The organism is Myxococcus sp. CA051A, from assembly GCF_013336705.1.
Classification (GTDB): domain Bacteria; phylum Myxococcota; class Myxococcia; order Myxococcales; family Myxococcaceae; genus Myxococcus; species Myxococcus llanfairpwllgwyngyllgogerychwyrndrobwllllantysiliogogogochensis.
In genome coordinates, this window is sequence record NZ_JABUMS010000003.1 from 1 (window position 1) to 14,950 (window position 14,950).

Genomic DNA, 14,950 nt, shown 5'->3' on the forward strand with positions numbered 1-14,950 from the left:
ATCGTCCACGGCGGGAACTCCTCGGCTCCCCTGCCAGGGGGAGACCGTCTCGGTTGGTTTCACCGAGGAGCTTCCCTCTTTCACGCTCATCCCTGCTCGCCGACTACACACTTATAGGGACACGACCCAGACCAACGCGGCGGGGAGCAGGACTCGGGAGATTCTTCGCATCCCTCATCCTGTGCGGCCTTTTCCCCCCCATGTCTCGGAAAGACTCGCGCGGCCTCCCATCCAGAGCGCTGTTGTTGATGTGCCGCAGGTCCTCCAGGTCACTGCGCGTGCCTTGTCGCTGACCCGCGGCAGGTGAGCGGGGCGTTCAATTGTTGGTGATGATGATCCGCTTCCAGGCGTACTCCGGACGCATGACCAGCGGGTCGTTGCTCAAGGTGATGGAGGAACGATACTGCGTGCCAGCGGAGACGAGCGGCAGTCCGATGCGCAGGGTCAGATTCACCTGAGCCTGCGTCTGGCTGCAGCTGTCCTCGAAGACCGCTGCGTTCGCGTTGGTGAGGTTCCAGGAAAAGGTCTTCTTGTCCGGCGACAGACTGACGTTGTTCCAGAACTGGGCCATCCCCGCCACCAAGGTGTTGCCGTCGGTGACGTCACAGCCGCTGCCCACGTTGGTCAGAACCAACTGGAGGTACCCTGCGTCAGGGCGAGGCACGCCCATGTTCAAGTCATCCCTGATTTGGGTGATGACCGCTTCGTCGAAGACATGGCTGCTGCTGACACTGATGGAGCCCTTGAGTGGCAGCTTGACGGAGGGCTGAGGGGTATTCATCAGATAGTCGCAGCTCGGGGGCCCGAGCCGATTCATGCAGATGTGGATGAGATTGTCGTTCAAGGCGAGGTCGAGCGGAGCCTCGACCCTGAGCGAGCCCAGAGAGGGCCACTCTGGGATGACGAGCCCGCCCTCGGCGCCGACCTCGTAGGACGAGCCCCAGTACCCCTCGAGGGACTCCAGGACCCGGTTGCCCAAGGCGTTGCGGGCGAGGTCGTGGCCGCCGATAGAGGTGGCCTCCTCGAGCTGGGAACTCGACATGCAACCCGCCAGCAGACTCACACACGCACTCGTCATCACCCGGCTCATCGCCAGACGGCATCGCCCGCGCATCGTGGTGCATCCTCCTCTGCACGCTGAAGACACGCGGCGGAGGCAGGCCATGCAGAGATTCCGCACTTTCCCCAATGCTGAAATCTTCCGTCACTGCCGCCCAGAGGGTTGCTTCCCAGCAAGAGCGGTGTTCACCGGAACGGCCGATGTGGCCTGAGTCAATTGAAACCTAATTCTGTCCACGAAAATAAGAATTCGCGAGAAGTCTGCTTGGTTCCGCCCCCCAGGGATGGTTGGTTCCGCCCCTCCCTTCACCTGGAAAGGACTCCCCCATGCGGAACTTCCTCGCAGTGACTGCCTCCCTGTTCTCGCTCACGTTCCTGGGCTGTAACGCCGCGCCCGCCGAGCCGACCCCCGAGCCCACCCCGGAGACCGCGGAGCAGACGCAAAGCCTGACGGCGACGGGCCAGAGCTGCTCGGCCGACACGCAGTGTGCTTCCGGGCTGTGCTGGGTGGAGGCGGATTCCTACCCCCTCTACAACCCGGCCTGGATTCACGCCGACAGCTGCACCGAGGAGTGTGGTGGCCCCACGGACCATGAGAGCTGCCGCATCCTGGCCGAGGACCTGAACGCTCCCTACCCGAACAACGCGCGCTGCATCCCCGCGCGGGGCGTCTACGACAACTACCCCTACGACGACATCTTCTACGTGTGCGACATGCTGCGCGTCGGCCTGGGCCGCGTTCACTGGGTCGAGTAGTCGCGAAGTGACTCGTGCCGCCCGGAACGCTGGTGCTCCGGGCGGTGTGTCGCCGAGGTAAAGCTCCACCGGGTTGCAGGTGTCAGGCAATGGCGCCCCCGCATCATGATGATTTCATGACGGGTGTGGGCGCGGGCGCGGGAGAGAGACTCCTCCGTCATGAGATGCCTTCTCCTCGCCCTGGGCCTCGCCGCCGTCTTCTCGTCGAATGCCTGTGCCCCTCGTGTGTCGCGTCCCGGGCCGAAGCTGGGGCAGGTCGCGGATGTCCACACGAAGCCGGGTCGATACGACGGCTACGCCGTGCAGTTCGAGTTCGAGCTCGTGGACCGGATGGCGGGCCATCGCGGCTACGTCTTCTTGACGGGGCAGGGGCGCAAGACCTGGAGCGTGCGCGAGGTGTCGGCGAGGGACTCCCTGGAACGCCGGCTCGCTCCGACGCTGCGCATGGACTCGCCCGTGATGATGGGCCCGGCGGTCTCCCGTGAGCCCGACCTCCTCGGGCGACGCATCGAAGGGCTCGACTACGAGTTCATGCTGCGCCAGGGGTGGCTGTTCGAGCGCTGCGCGGCGGACTCAGGCGATGACTGCGAGCTGAATGGGCAGTACCTCAAGACGTCCAGCTTCCACGCCGTGGACGGGCTCATCGCGTACCTGGGGCGCTGGCTGAAGGAAGGGGACTACGCGGGCTCCCTGGTCATCACCGTGGTGCAGGACCAGGGCGGGCCGGAGGACGTCAAGACGCGCATGGGCGCGCATGACGGCTATACGGTGGAGCGGTGCAAGCGGTATGCGGACTCGCGCCTCATCGTGCTCACCGGGCAGGGTTCTCAGGCCTTCACGCCTTCCGTCGCCGGAGAGCCCGAGGACATCGCGCGGCGTGGCAACCTGGGCGTGCTGGTGGGTCGTCCCGGCGAGCAGGGCTTCGCCATCCTCGGCAAGCCCGGCTGCCAGGCGCCGTACGCGGTCTACGTCGACGTCGCCAGCTTCGACCAGGTGGACGCCGCCATCTCGTCGTGGGGCCGCCGCTTGAAGGACGGTGACCACAAAGGAGAGGTGGTGATTGTCGTGCCCGTCTTGTCGGAGGCCGGCGCGCTCTGAGCGGGACCGCGGCTCAGCCGAAGGCGGCGGAGGCGCGTCCCAGACCCTCGGCCACGGAGGTGAAGGCGTCAGCGGTGCGCACGCGCTCCTCGCCGAAGCGATTCACGTAGAGCTGGCGCACGGCGGGAATCTGCGAGGAGCCACCCGTGAGGAACACGGCGTCGATGTTCGCCGCCTCGGGGTGGCGCGACAGCAGTCCCACCGTGCACTGCTCCAACTCGTCGAGCAGCGGCTTGCTGAACACCTCGAACTCCGCGCGGGTGATGGGCTCGTGGAGGTTGATGCGGGCCTCCTCGAAGTCCACGGTGGCCACCTCGTCGCGCGACAGGCGCACCTTGGCGGCTTCAATCGCGCGGAACAGGCGGTAGCCCAGGTTGTCCATCACCAGGTCGTGGAGCGCCTCGATTTCGGGCTGCTTGTCACTGGTCTCCAGCATGGTGTCCAACAGGTCCTGGGTGGACTTCTCCCGGATGAAGGACATCTCGTGCCAGGACAACAGCTTGGCCATGACGTGCTGGGGCATGGGCAGGCGCTTGTCGCTCAGGCCTCGCACCCGGTAGGTGGAGCCCGCGCCAAAGCGGGGCAGCAGCTTGTGGCGCATGATTTCGGCGTCGAAGCGGTCTCCACCGATGCGCACACCGGTGGAGCCCACGACGTCCGGGCGGCGGTCCTTGACGCCTCGGCGCGAGGGGCCCAGGCGCATCAGGGTGAGGTCGGTGGTGCCGGCGCCGAAGTCCGCGACGAGGACCAGCTCGTCGCGGGTGAGCTGGGCCTCATAGGCGAGCGCGGCGGCGATGGGCTCGATGAGGAACTCGATGTGCTGGAAGCCCGCCAGCTCGGCGGCGCGGTGCAGGCGCTTCTGGGCGAGCGCGTCCGCGTCCTTGTCCGGGGTGAAGACGGCGGGGCGGCCGAGGATGACGGCCTCCGGAAGGCTGCCCATGTGGGCGCCCGCCGCCTCGCGCACGCGCCGCAGGAGGATGGCGACCAGGTCCTCGATGGTGAAGGTGCGGCCCTTCACCTGGGTGGCGCGGAACGAGTTCGAATGGAGGAAGGACTTCACGGACTGGATGAAGCGTCCGGTGTTGTCCTCCATGTAGCGGTTGATGGCGTCGGCGCCTGTGTAGATCTCGCGCTCGTCGTCCGGGAAGAACATCACGGAGCGGAAGAGGCGGGGCTCCGAGGTATGGGGTTGCAGCGACAGCACCGTGCCATCAGGCAGGGCCGCGGCGGTGTTGCTGGTTCCGAAGTCGAGTCCGCAGGCTTGCATGGGGGTGCGCCCCTTATCGCCAAACTCCGGGAAAGGGTAGGGCGTCGTGAGCCGGGCTGCTCGGTGGAGGACGGGCGAGTGGGCGGCCGCCCGGAGAGGGCGTGGGTTGGCGAGGTTCGATGACTTCCCATGTTTCTTTTTCGGGAGTCACGACACAGGGGGTCTCCATGAAGCTCCGCGCGAGAGGGTGGGTGGCCGCCGGTGCCGCCGCGCTGCTCGTCACCGGCTGCCGCGAGCGCGGCCAGGACGAGCAGTCGCAGCAGGGCACGCAGGCGACCGCGAGTGAACAACAGCAGCAGGCGGAAAGCGCCCAGGATGAGGTGCGGCGCAAGCAGGAGGCGCTGGACGAGGCGAAGGCCCGCGCTCAACGTGAATCGGCTGAGTCGGACGAGGCCCAGACCGCACAGCAGGCCGGAGCCGCACAGCAACAGGCCACGGACGCCACGGCGCAGGCCGGAGCCGCACAGCAGCAGGCCACGGACGCCACGGCGCAGGCCGGAGCCGCACAGCAGCAGGCCGGAGCCGCACAGCAGCAGGCCGCCGAGGCGAACTCGCAGCAGGGCGCCGCTCAGCAGCAAGGCGCCCAGGCGAATCAGCAGGCCGCTGATGCCACGCAACAGGCGGGCGCCGCACAGCAGCAAGCAGCGAATGCCACGCAGCAGGCGGGAGCCGCGCAGCAGCAGGCCACGGATGCGGCTCAGCAGCAGGCCGCCCAGGCGGGCCAGCAGGCCACGGATGCAGCTCAGCAGCAGACCGCTCAGGCGGGACAGCAAGCTACGGATGCTCAGCAGCAGGCCGCCCAGGCGGGCCAGCAGGCCACGGATGCTCAGCAGCAGGCCGCCCAAGCAGGACAGCAGGCCGGAGATGCGCAGCAACAGGCCGCCCAGACAGGACAGCAGGTTGGAGAGACTCAGCCGCAGGCCCAGGCCAGCGCGACTGACTCGGAGAGCGAGGCGGAGCGACAAGCCGACCTTCGGTCGGAGAAGGAAGCCGAACTGCGCGCGGAGCAACGGGCCGAGCAACAGGCGGCGCAGACCGGCTCGACATCTACGGGCACCGAATCGCAGCCGGGCCAGGGCACACCGCAGTCGCCCGTGGCCTCCGCGCCCACGGGGACGGAGTCGCAGACCGGTCAGGACACGCAGTCGTCGGGCACACAGTCGCAGACCGGCCAGGACACGCAGGCCTCCGCGCCCACGGGGACGGAGTCGCAGACCGGTCAGGGTACGCAGTCGCCGGTGGCTTCCTCCTCCGAGACGGGCTCGCAGACGGCCCCTTCCACCGGGTCCTCCACGGATTCGAGCTCGGACCAGGCCTCCGGGGGTTCGGGGCAACAGGTCGACGAAGGCACTCAGCCGCTGTCTCCCCTCGAGCAACTCGATGCCCGGCAGCAACAGGGACAGACGACGAGCGGAACGGAACAGCAGACCACCGACTCGGCCTCGTCCGGCACGGAGCAGCAGCCCATCGCCACCGCGCCTTCGACGACCGAGCAGCAACAGCCTGCTTCCGGGACCTCTGATTCCACGACGGGCACCTCGGGCACCACCTCGCAACCACAGTCGGGCACGCAGCTGCCCCAGCAACCGCCCGTGGTCGCGCTCCCGATTCCCTCCGGTTCACAGCAGGGCAGCGGCACCTCGTCGGGAACCCAGAGCCAGCAGAACACGCCACAGCAGTTCACCGGCGAGGTGGTCCGCGCGAGCGAAACCGAGGTCCTGCTCAGTCAGGGCGGTGAGCCTCAGCTCCGCTTGACGGTGAACCCACAGACACAGGTAACAGTGGATGGATTCAGCGCGGTCGCCGAGGACATCCAGGAGGGAGCCCAGGTCCGCGCCTCGTTCACCACGGACGAGACGGGGGAAGCCAAGGCGGTGAGCATCAACGCGACGTCCAAGGGGAGCACCACGGGAACAGGCTCCACCCAGGAGACGCAACCCACGCAGCAGCAGTAATCACATAGCGTCAGTGTCACTCCTTCCGGCGCTGCCCATGATAATCCCCGGCCCCTCTTTCGAGAGGGGTCACACATGAAGCAGCAACTGGTCGTCCTCCTGGGTGGATGGTGTCTCGGCGCGCTCGTGGCTTGTGGTGTTGACGAAGCGCGGTTGTCGCGAGCCGCGGAGGACTCCGTGGCGAGAGCGGCGCTCACCGAGGAGGGCCCGTCACCTCAGGGGCTTTGCGGTGAGGACGGCGTCTGTGACCCCTGGGAGACGCACGAGACCTGCCCGCTCGACTGCGACGGGCCCAGCGACCCTTGCGGAAACGGCGTGTGCGAACCGCTCGAGACGCAGCAGAGCTGCCCCGCAGACTGCGGTGGTCCCATCGGCGGCACTTGTGGAGATGGACTGTGCGCGTCGTCCGAGACGCAGCAGAGCTGCCCCGCCGATTGCGGTGGTCCCATCGGCGGCACTTGTGGAGATGGACTGTGCGCACCGTCCGAAACGCACCTGAGCTGCCCCTCCGACTGTGGCGGTCCCATCGGCGGCACTTGTGGAGATGGACTGTGCGCATCGTCCGAAACGCACCTGAGCTGCCCCGCCGACTGTGGCGGCCCCATCGGCGGCACTTGCGGAGATGGACGGTGCGAGCCGGCCGAGTCACACCAGAGCTGCCCTCTCGACTGTGACACTCCCGTTGGCGACCCTTGCGGGAACGGGCTGTGCGAGTCCTTCGAGTCACATCAGAGCTGTCCGCTCGACTGTGACGGCTGAGCTTCGCCTCGTGAGTGCCACGTCGCGCCACCGATGATGGGCGCGACGTGGCCGAGACACTCAGGGGCCCTCGCTACGTGAGGACCTGGATGAGTCGCCGGGGAATCGCCTCGGCGTGCCAGCGCTGAAGCTCGCGAGCAATCTCCGCGGAGCGCTTCGCCCGACCCTCGCGGATGAGCGGCAGCAGGGCGCGCGCGGCCTTGCGCTCCCGGGGCTTGCCGCCCGCCGCGAGCCGCTCGAACACCTCCAGCCGGACGTCCGCGTCGTGCAGCTCCCCCAGCCCCTCCTGGAGCGGGACGAGCACCTCCACCAGCGCGCCCAGGGTGCGGCGGAACGCGGGCTGGAAGATCTCCAGCTCGTAGCGCAGCTTCTTCAAGTCCTTGCGCAGCGCATGCGCGGACGCCGCATCGGGCGCGTCCATGTAGACCTGCATCCGCTTGCGCACCCGGCGCACCCGCCAGTGCAGGGGCTCCTTCACCCGGCGCCCACCGAAGCGATGGTCGTCCTCCAGCGCATCCACCTTGCGCAGCATCCGAGGCACGGTGCGCGAAGCCCACCGCTCCAGCTCCGAGCGAAGTCGCTTCTCCTTCGTCTTCAGGCCCGCCAGTCGCGCCTTGCCCAGCGCGGCGATGCCCGCGCGGGTGTCGGGCTTCTCGCGGCGCGCCTTCTTCGCGACTTCCTCCAGCCAGGCCGCCTGGACGTGCAGGTCCCTCACGTCGCCCAGCGCGTCCTGGAGCCGCTTCACCTCCACCTCCAACTTGCCCAGCCCGCCGAGCGGACGGAACACCTGGATGGCGGCGCGCAGCCGACGCGTGGCCACGCGCATGTCGTGGACGCCGTCGTCGTCGAGCTCGTCCGACAGCTTCGCCTCCGGCTTGCGGACATCCGCCAGCCGGCCCGCGAGGATGCGCCGCGCGGCCTGTCCCAGCTCGCTGTCGGGGCCCAGTCCGCGGATGGGCGTGGGTTGGGCCACCTGGCTAACCTCCCGTCCTGGCCTGGGTGTTCAACATCCGCTCGGCGGCCTCGGGGCCTTCCCAGCCGAGGATGCGCGCTTCCTTGTCCTCGAAGTGCACGGCGGTGAGGAAGAAGTGCGCCAGCTCCTCGCGCTCGCGTCGGGACACGTCCTGATACGTGCGCAGGTGCTCGGTGCGAGGCGACGCCGTGGGCAGGGCGATGATGCGGTCATTGCGCTCGCGCTCGCCCGGCTTGCCACCCTTGCGCTTCTGGTCCACCTGGAGGACCCCCAGCGCGCGGCAGGGCAGCACGACACCGGGCCACGTGGTGTCGTCCCACAACACCATGGCGTCGAGCGGGTCCCCATCCGGCCCGCGTGTCGAGGGGATGAAGCCCCAGTCGAACGGGTAGCGCAGACCCCGGGTGAGGGGACGGGAGAGCGTGAAGGCCGAGAGCGCGGCGTCGTACTTCAGCTTCACCGTCGAACCCCGTGGGGACTCGACGACGACGTGGAATGCGCCCTGGGACCCACGCGAGGGCAGGCGGGTGAGGTCCGTCGTCATGGAAGGTGGAAGGTCAGCCTGCCTCCCCCGTGCGGCAAGCGCCCTTCAGGGTGACTTTTGGCTCGCCAACCTTCCAGGCGGGCAGGCGAGCCAGCGTGCCCTCAGCCCACGGACCTCAGCGCGATGATGACGACCCCCACGAAGCCCACGCCCGTCAGGACGAGGCCGGTGATGGGCATCCATCGTCGCGCCCGCTCCGGTGGCTCCCGCGTGCGGCCGAAGGCGATGATGTTCACCACCAGGGCGGCTATCTGAAGCACGAAGCACGCCGGCAGCAGCGAGAGCACGCCGAGGATGAGCCCGATGATGGGGAGCGCCGGGCCATGGCGCTCGGGCGCGTCGACGGTGCGCGTGCGCAAATCCCAGCACGTGGGGCACATGGGGCGTGCCTCCGGGCGCATCCGCCGCTCGCACGCCGGACACATGAACGTGCCGCAGCGGCCACACACCCAGCTCGCGATGACGTCGGGGTGTGCCGCGCAGGAGGCCCCCTCTGGCGGCGTCTCCAGGCTCATGCCGAGCGCAGCTCCAGCGGATGCTGCGCGCTTCGCGGCCGCCGCCCGGAGTTCAGGTGCGCCGCGATGGTGGTCGCCGCCGAGTCGCTGGGAAGGCGGAGGGTGATGGTCCGCTCGTCGATCTTCTTCACCGACGGCACCCGTCCCTTCACCGCCGTGAAGTAGGCCACGACGGGCACGAGGACGGCCACCAGCACCGCCACCAGGATGGGAGTCCCATCGCCCTTGCCCGCGAACACCGCGATGCCGCCCACCAGGATGGCGATGGTGCCCAGGAAGGAGAGGCCGAAGAGCAGCTTGCTGCGCTGCCACCGGGCCCACCCCTCCTCGCTGAAGGGCAGGGTGCCCTTGGCCCGCTTGGTGAGGATGCTGGCGATGATCAGCACGATGAGGGCCGCGAACGGCAGGAAGATGAGCAGCCAGCGCGGGTACCACGCGAACTTCACGGGCTTGAAGGAGATGCCCTCTGTCTGTCCGGTGATGACGCAGACACGGGGCAGGTCGAACTCACTGAGCTCGTTCTTGGGAATGACGACGTCGGCAGGCATGGCGCGCGGTTCTAATCCAGACACTTTGGCGCGCGCCAGCCAGGGCCCACCGTCCTTCAGGAGCTGCAGCTCACCACCAGGTGCCGGCCCCAGGCGGGAGGCTCCGTGGTGTACTCCTCGTACTCGGAGCGCTGCGTGAAGGGGTCCTCCAGGGCGGCGAGCAGTCGGTCCACCTCCGAGAAGTCGCCCTCCTGGGCCCGGGTGATGGCGGCCTGCGCCATCCAGTTGCGCAGCACGTACCGGGGATTGACGCGCTCCATCAACGTCCGGCGCTCCGCGTCCACGCTGCCCTCGGAGGCGAGCCGCGCCCGGTAGCGCTCCGCCCAGGCGTCGAAGCCCGTCCGGTCCGCGAACATCGCCCCCACCGTGTCCGGCTGTCCCAGCGCGCGGAAGAAGCGGGTGTAGTCCACGCGGGCCTCGGCCATGCGCGCGAACAGGTCACCCACCAGGGCGCGGTCCTCCTCGCGCACCTCGCGCAGGCCCAGCTTCTGGCGCATCAGCGTCAGGAAGTGCGCGCTGAAGGTGGGCTCGAAGGTGTTGAGGGCGGCTCGGGCCTCGTCCTCGGACATCAGCGTGAGGAGCGCTTCACCCAGACAGGCCAGGTTCCACATCGCGATGCGCGGCTGCTGGTTGAACGCGTAGCGGCCCCGGTGGTCGGAGTGGTTGCAGATGAAGCCCGGCTCGAACTCGTCCAGGAAGCCGAAGGGGCCGTAGTCCAGCGTGAGCCCGAGGATGGACATGTTGTCCGTGTTCATCACCCCGTGCGCGAAGCCCACCGCCTGCCATTGCGCCACCAGCCGCGCGGTGCGCTCGATGACTTCCGCGTAGAAGCGCGCATGACGCCCCGGCGCGCCGGACAGGTGGGGGAAGTGGCCGTCGATGATGTGGTCGGCCAGCAGCGCCACGTGCTCGTGCTGCTCGGAGTGGTGGAAGAACTCGAAGGTGCCGAAGCGCACGTGTGACGGTGCCATCCGCACCAGCATGGCGCCTGTCTCCACTTCCTCGCGGTACACCCGCTCGTCGCCGCCAATCAGACACAGCGCGCGCGTGGTGGGGATGCCCAGCCCGTGCATGGCCTCGCCGCACAGGTACTCCCGAATGGAGGAGCGCAGCACCGCGCGGCCGTCCCCACCGCGAGAGAAGGGCGTGGGCCCACCGCCCTTGAGATGCAAATCCCAGGACTGGCCCGCGCCGTTGCGCACCTGGCCCAGGAGCAGGGCACGGCCATCACCCAGCCGGGGCACGTACACGCCGAACTGGTGCCCGGCGTACACCATGGCGAAGGGCTCCATGCCCGGCAGCGGACGCCCACCGCCGAGCGCCTCGACGAACTCCGGCCGTCGGGCTTCCTCTGGCGCCAGCTCCAGCAGGCGCAGCGCGGCGGGGTTGAGACTCACCAGCCGGGCATTCGGGAAGGCGCGGGGGGACACCCTCGCGCCGAAGCCGGGAGGCAGGCGAGCGTACGTGTTGTCGAAGCGAAGTTGTTCGAGCGCGGGCATGGAGGGGGAAGCGGTAACGCTCAGGGGACCTTCATGCCGCGCTGCACGGCGGGACGTTCACCCACGCGCGCCAGCCACTGCGGCACCTGGCCCAGGCCCGCGAAGAGCTCCGGGACGTACGTGCGCATGCCCGCGACCCACGGGTACAGGGCGATGTCCGCGATGGAGTAGCGGCCCGCCACGAAGTCTCCCTTGCCCAGCTGCCCGTCGAGCACCTTGAGCAGTCGCTTCGACTCCTCGGTGTAGCGGTCGATGGCGTAGGGAATCTTGGTGGAGGCGAAGCGGCCGAAGTGGTTGAGCTGGCCGAACATGGGACCCACGCCGCCCATCTGGAACATCAGCCACTGCGTCACTTCCGTCTTGCCGCGCAGGCTGGACGGCATGAGCTTGCCCGTCTTCTCCGCGAGGTACAGCAGGATGGCGCCCGACTCGAAGACGGTGATGGGGCGGCCGTCCGGCCCTTCCGAGTCGACGATGGCCGGAATCTTGTTGTTGGGATTGATGGCCAGGAACTCGGGCGTGAACTGCTCGCCCTTGCCGATGTTCACCGACTTCGCGGTGTAGGCCAGCTCCAGCTCTTCCAGGGCGATGGACACCTTGCGCCCGTTGGGCGTGGCGAACGTATACAGGTCAATCATGGTGAGACTCCCGTGAGCCGCGCGCTTTCACGCCAGAGCTGCTCGGCGAGGGCGTCGTCCCGCGCGGCGGCGGACGGCTTCCTCTTCCGGCAACGGATGAAGTACTTCCCGGAGACTCCGTCCACCTCCGGCGAGGCAGCCAGGTAGATGGACGTCCGCGCGCCGCCCTCGGCGGACAGCATGAACGGCGCGCCGAGCTTCACAATCCAGCGGAAGAAGCCCTTCGTGTTGTGACCGAAGCCCGAGCGCACCACGCCAGGGTGCACCGCGTTCGTCGTCACGGGCGTGCCTTCCAGCCGCTTCGCCAGCGCGTGGGTGAACAGGATGTTGGCCAGCTTGGACGTGGCGTACACGCGGAAGCCGTCGTAGCGGCGCTCGCTCTGGAGGTCGGTGAAGTCGAGCTTGCCGACCCGGTGCGCGTCCGACGACACGTTGATGACGCGCGCGGGGCCGCTGGCCTTGAGCGTGTCCATCAGCAGATGCGTCAGGAGGAAGGGCGCCAGGTGGTTGGTGGCGAGCGTGGCCTCCAGCCCATCCACCGTCACCTCGCGGCGGTCGATGATGAGGCCCGCGTTGTTGAGCAGCACGTCCAGGCGCGAGTAGCGCGAGCGGAAGGTGTCGGCCACCGCACGCACGGCCTGGAGCGAACTCAAGTCCGCCAGAATCGTGTCGACGCGCGCGCCCGCGACGGACTGGTTCACCGCGTCGACGGCGGCCTGGGTGCGGGCGGGGTCCCGGCCCACCAGTACCAGCGTGGCGCCAAGTCGTCCCAGGGCCTTGGCCGTCTCCAGGCCAATGCCGCCGGTGGCCCCGGTGATGAGGCACACCTTCCCGTCCAACCGTGTCTCAGCGCTCATGGGGCGTCCTCTGGATTTCGAGGACGCCTTCTATATGCCGACACGGGCCCGGACGCTCGTGGAAGCGCCGGGCCCATGGGGAAGGGAGGTCTGGGTGCCGCCGTGGCTCAGGCGTGCGGAGGCCGGGTGGGCTCGCTGGAGCGGGCGTCGTCGCGTCCGCCCTTGGTGCGCGGACTGGGGCGCGGGGCGCCGTTGAGGTGGCTCTCCAGGAACCACATGTCCAGCTCCACGTCGCCCAGGACCTGGGTGAGCAGGTCCACGGTGATGGGCTCCTCCAGCTCATCGCAGCGCTCGATGCCGCCGCGGATGGAGGCGCCGTAGCGCGCGAAGCGGTCCACCAGGCACTTCAGGTGGTCCTCGCTCTCCACGGCCTTGAGGTCGTACTCGGGCAGCTCGCTGTTCTTGGCGGCCAGCCGGATGGTGCCCTCGGCGTAGCCGCCCAGGGTGCCGGCGCGCTCGGCGAACTCGTCGGCCTGCTTGCGCGCATGCTTGGCCAGGTCGTCGAAGAGCAGGTGACGGCTGTAGAAGTGGGTGCCCCGGATGTTCCAGTGCGCTTGCTTGATTTGCCAGTGCAGGTCGATGGAGTCGGCCAGCAGGTTGTTCAGCAGGTCGATGATCTCCTCGCGCGTCTCACTGGGGACATTCACATGGCTGGGAAAGTTCATGGTTGGCGCTCCCTCCAAGAAGGCTTTCGGAAGAGTGGGGATGGCCTTCCCCACGCGCCATGCCGAGGCGTCCTGGCTGGGGGGCGAGCGGACAGCCGGGCGTTCCATGAGAAACCGCTCTAGAGGTCATTGATGACGCTACCTCCGTCGCCGGGGAGGCGGCGGGAGGGAGCGACTGGACATCATCGAGCTCGGACGTCAGGGCGCTTCTCCTCGGAGGAGCTAGGAGGCACACTCCGAGGTGTGTCCCGGCGTTCATCGTGGTGGATTGCGGTCCTGCTTTCCGTGCTCGTGCACGCGGCGCTCTTCCTGGCGCTGTCGCGAGTGCGGTCAGCCGCGCCAGCGCGTCCGTCGGCCACCGAACTGGAGATTGTCTACCTGGAGCCCAAGGCGCCGGTAGCGGCCCCACCCGTGCCAGCGCCGACCCCGCGGCCTCCCAAGCCCGAGCCGGTTCCGCCTCCGCGTCGGACGGAGGAGAAACCGCCCGAGGCCATCGCGCGGGCACCCGAGGGCAAGCAGAAGGAAGAAGAGCCCCCGGCCGTCGCGGAAGCGCCCGGAGTCGCGTCGACGGAGCAGGGGCCCGAGGCTTCTCCGGAGGATGCGCCCACCCGGACCGCGCCGCCGACGATTTCGCTCGTGCCCAAGGGGCTCTGGGGGAGCGAGCCTCCGGGCAAGCCCGCGCAGTCGGGCAGGACGCTGCGCAATGACGGACAGCCTGGTGAGGACCCTCGGGCCATCGCGCGGAGGGAGGAAGCGCAGGCGAAGGAGTTGGTGGATGGCTGGGCGGCGGACGCGAGCGCGGCGGCACGCGCGGAGAGCGGCGCCGTGAATCCGTACTTCACGAAGCTCCAGGACCGGTTCGCCAAGAAGCTGGTGAACCCGCCGTCGCCGGACCTGAACGTGCTGGGCTCACGCCTCAAGCGCGAGCAGGTGGAGGCCACGGAGCGCTTCGGGAAGACGGGCTCGCCCTACGTGGCGGAGAAGCGGGACCGGCGGCTGGAGCAGCGCAACCGCCTCCAGGCGGCCGTCGAGGCGGGGCGGGCGGCGAACATGTTCATGATGGACGTCACCACGCCGGTGCTCGCGCTCGCCACGGTGCTGGAGGTGCGTCAGGCGCGAGACGGCAAGCTGCTGGACCTCAAGGTGCTGGAAGGCTCGGGGGACCCCAAGTTCGACGCGTGGGCGGTGTCGCATCTGCGCGATGCGCTGGCCAGCGCGGACGCGCCGCCGGAGTCGGGCCCGGGGCTGCGCGCGGATGAGCTGCGCAGCCGGTGGCGGCTGGAGGAGTACCTGGGCAATCCCCGCGTGAAGGTCGTGCTCATCGGCGTGTACTGAGCCGCCTGGCTCACACGGGGTGTGCTCAGCGCGGCAGGCGCTCGGCGTAGACGGGTTGGCCCTGGGGCGCGGTGCCCTCGGTGGCGTAGCCTTCCTTCACCCAGTACTCGATTCCGCCGATGAGCTCCTTCACGCGGAAGCCCAGCGCGGACAGGCGCGCGGCGGCCTTGGTGGAGCCGTTGCAACCAGGGCTCCAGCAGTAGGTGACGATGACGTCGTCCTTGCTCAGGTGCGCCGTCGTGGTGGCGGAGAGGGTCCGCGCGGGCAGGTTCAGCGCGCCGGGGATGTGGCGCTCGGCGTAGGCGTCGGGCGAGCGGACGTCCACGACGACGAAGCCCTTCTTTCCGCGCTCCAGGTCCAGGTGCAGGTCGGCGGCGTCGGTCTCCACGGAGAGCTTCGCGAGGAAGTGGCGGTGTGCCTCTTCGGGCGGGGCGGCGGGGGTTTCGAGAACGAACGAGAATGGGGTGGCGGGCGTGGTCATG

The 14,950-nt window shown here is 68.7% G+C and carries 15 protein-coding genes; 4 read left to right on the forward strand and 11 right to left on the reverse strand.

Going from position 1 to position 14,950, the window contains the following annotated elements:
- Positions 1-316 precede the first annotated feature (316 nt).
- Positions 317-1,078: a hypothetical protein gene (locus tag HUA74_RS10050; RefSeq protein ID WP_174454390.1), complete on the reverse strand. Its 762-nt coding sequence runs from the start codon at positions 1,076-1,078 to the stop codon at positions 317-319.
- A 308-nt stretch (positions 1,079-1,386) separates the two neighbouring features.
- Here HUA74_RS10050 and HUA74_RS10055 point away from each other — a divergent pair, with 308 nt between their 5' ends.
- Positions 1,387-1,815 carry a hypothetical protein gene (locus HUA74_RS10055; RefSeq protein ID WP_174454391.1) on the forward strand — a complete coding sequence of 143 codons (429 nt, stop codon included), beginning with the start codon at positions 1,387-1,389 and terminating at the stop codon, positions 1,813-1,815.
- Between the two features lie 159 nt (positions 1,816-1,974).
- The gene (locus tag HUA74_RS10060) at positions 1,975-2,913 is read left to right on the forward strand and encodes a hypothetical protein (RefSeq protein WP_174454392.1); all 939 of its coding nucleotides are present in this window, start codon (positions 1,975-1,977) and stop codon (positions 2,911-2,913) included.
- A 13-nt stretch (positions 2,914-2,926) separates the two neighbouring features.
- Here the strand turns inward: HUA74_RS10060 and HUA74_RS10065 are convergent, their stop codons facing one another.
- Complete coding sequence (locus HUA74_RS10065) at positions 2,927-4,180, reverse strand: Hsp70 family protein (RefSeq protein WP_174454393.1); 1,254 nt, start codon at positions 4,178-4,180, stop codon at positions 2,927-2,929.
- Between the two features lie 167 nt (positions 4,181-4,347).
- Here HUA74_RS10065 and HUA74_RS10070 point away from each other — a divergent pair, with 167 nt between their 5' ends.
- Complete coding sequence (locus HUA74_RS10070; protein ID WP_174454394.1) at positions 4,348-6,135, forward strand: hypothetical protein; 1,788 nt, start codon at positions 4,348-4,350, stop codon at positions 6,133-6,135.
- 832 nt (positions 6,136-6,967) lie between these two features.
- Here HUA74_RS10070 and HUA74_RS10075 read toward each other — a convergent pair.
- The 8 genes from HUA74_RS10075 to dps all read right to left on the reverse strand — a co-directional run bounded on the left by HUA74_RS10075 (position 6,968) and on the right by dps (position 13,133).
- Positions 6,968-7,867: a CHAD domain-containing protein gene (locus HUA74_RS10075; protein WP_174454395.1), complete on the reverse strand. Its 900-nt coding sequence runs from the start codon at positions 7,865-7,867 to the stop codon at positions 6,968-6,970.
- A 4-nt stretch (positions 7,868-7,871) separates the two neighbouring features.
- Positions 7,872-8,411 (reverse strand): inorganic diphosphatase, encoded by a 540-nt coding sequence (locus HUA74_RS10080; protein WP_174454396.1) that lies wholly within the window; start codon positions 8,409-8,411, stop codon positions 7,872-7,874.
- A gap of 101 nt (positions 8,412-8,512) precedes the next feature.
- Complete coding sequence (locus HUA74_RS10085) at positions 8,513-8,926, reverse strand: DUF4190 domain-containing protein (protein ID WP_174454397.1); 414 nt, start codon at positions 8,924-8,926, stop codon at positions 8,513-8,515.
- Positions 8,923-9,474, reverse strand: coding sequence for a hypothetical protein (locus tag HUA74_RS10090; protein WP_174454398.1), 552 nt, complete (start codon positions 9,472-9,474; stop codon positions 8,923-8,925). Before HUA74_RS10090 ends, HUA74_RS10085 begins: the two co-directional genes overlap by 4 nt.
- A gap of 56 nt (positions 9,475-9,530) precedes the next feature.
- On the reverse strand, positions 9,531-10,973 hold the full coding sequence (locus HUA74_RS10095) for a YdiU family protein (RefSeq protein ID WP_174454399.1): 1,443 nt from the start codon (positions 10,971-10,973) through the stop codon (positions 9,531-9,533).
- Positions 10,974-10,993: 20 nt separating this feature from the next.
- Positions 10,994-11,611 (reverse strand): glutathione S-transferase N-terminal domain-containing protein, encoded by a 618-nt coding sequence (locus HUA74_RS10100; protein WP_174454400.1) that lies wholly within the window; start codon positions 11,609-11,611, stop codon positions 10,994-10,996.
- The gene (locus HUA74_RS10105; protein ID WP_174454401.1) at positions 11,608-12,468 is read right to left on the reverse strand and encodes an SDR family oxidoreductase; all 861 of its coding nucleotides are present in this window, start codon (positions 12,466-12,468) and stop codon (positions 11,608-11,610) included. The genes HUA74_RS10100 and HUA74_RS10105 overlap by 4 nt, the downstream gene beginning before the upstream one ends.
- 107 nt (positions 12,469-12,575) lie before the next feature.
- Positions 12,576-13,133: a DNA starvation/stationary phase protection protein Dps gene (gene dps / locus HUA74_RS10110; protein WP_141640965.1), complete on the reverse strand. Its 558-nt coding sequence runs from the start codon at positions 13,131-13,133 to the stop codon at positions 12,576-12,578.
- A 243-nt stretch (positions 13,134-13,376) separates the two neighbouring features.
- On the opposite strand from dps, the gene HUA74_RS10115 reads away from it, so the two are divergent.
- Entirely contained in the window at positions 13,377-14,468 is a 1,092-nt protein-coding gene (locus HUA74_RS10115) for a ferrichrome ABC transporter substrate-binding protein (protein WP_174454402.1), read from the forward strand.
- A gap of 25 nt (positions 14,469-14,493) precedes the next feature.
- Here HUA74_RS10115 and HUA74_RS10120 read toward each other — a convergent pair whose 3' ends face one another.
- A complete protein-coding gene (locus HUA74_RS10120; RefSeq protein WP_174454403.1) occupies positions 14,494-14,949 on the reverse strand; it encodes a rhodanese-like domain-containing protein in 456 nt (151 codons plus the stop codon).
- Between the last annotated feature and the right edge of the window lies 1 nt (position 14,950).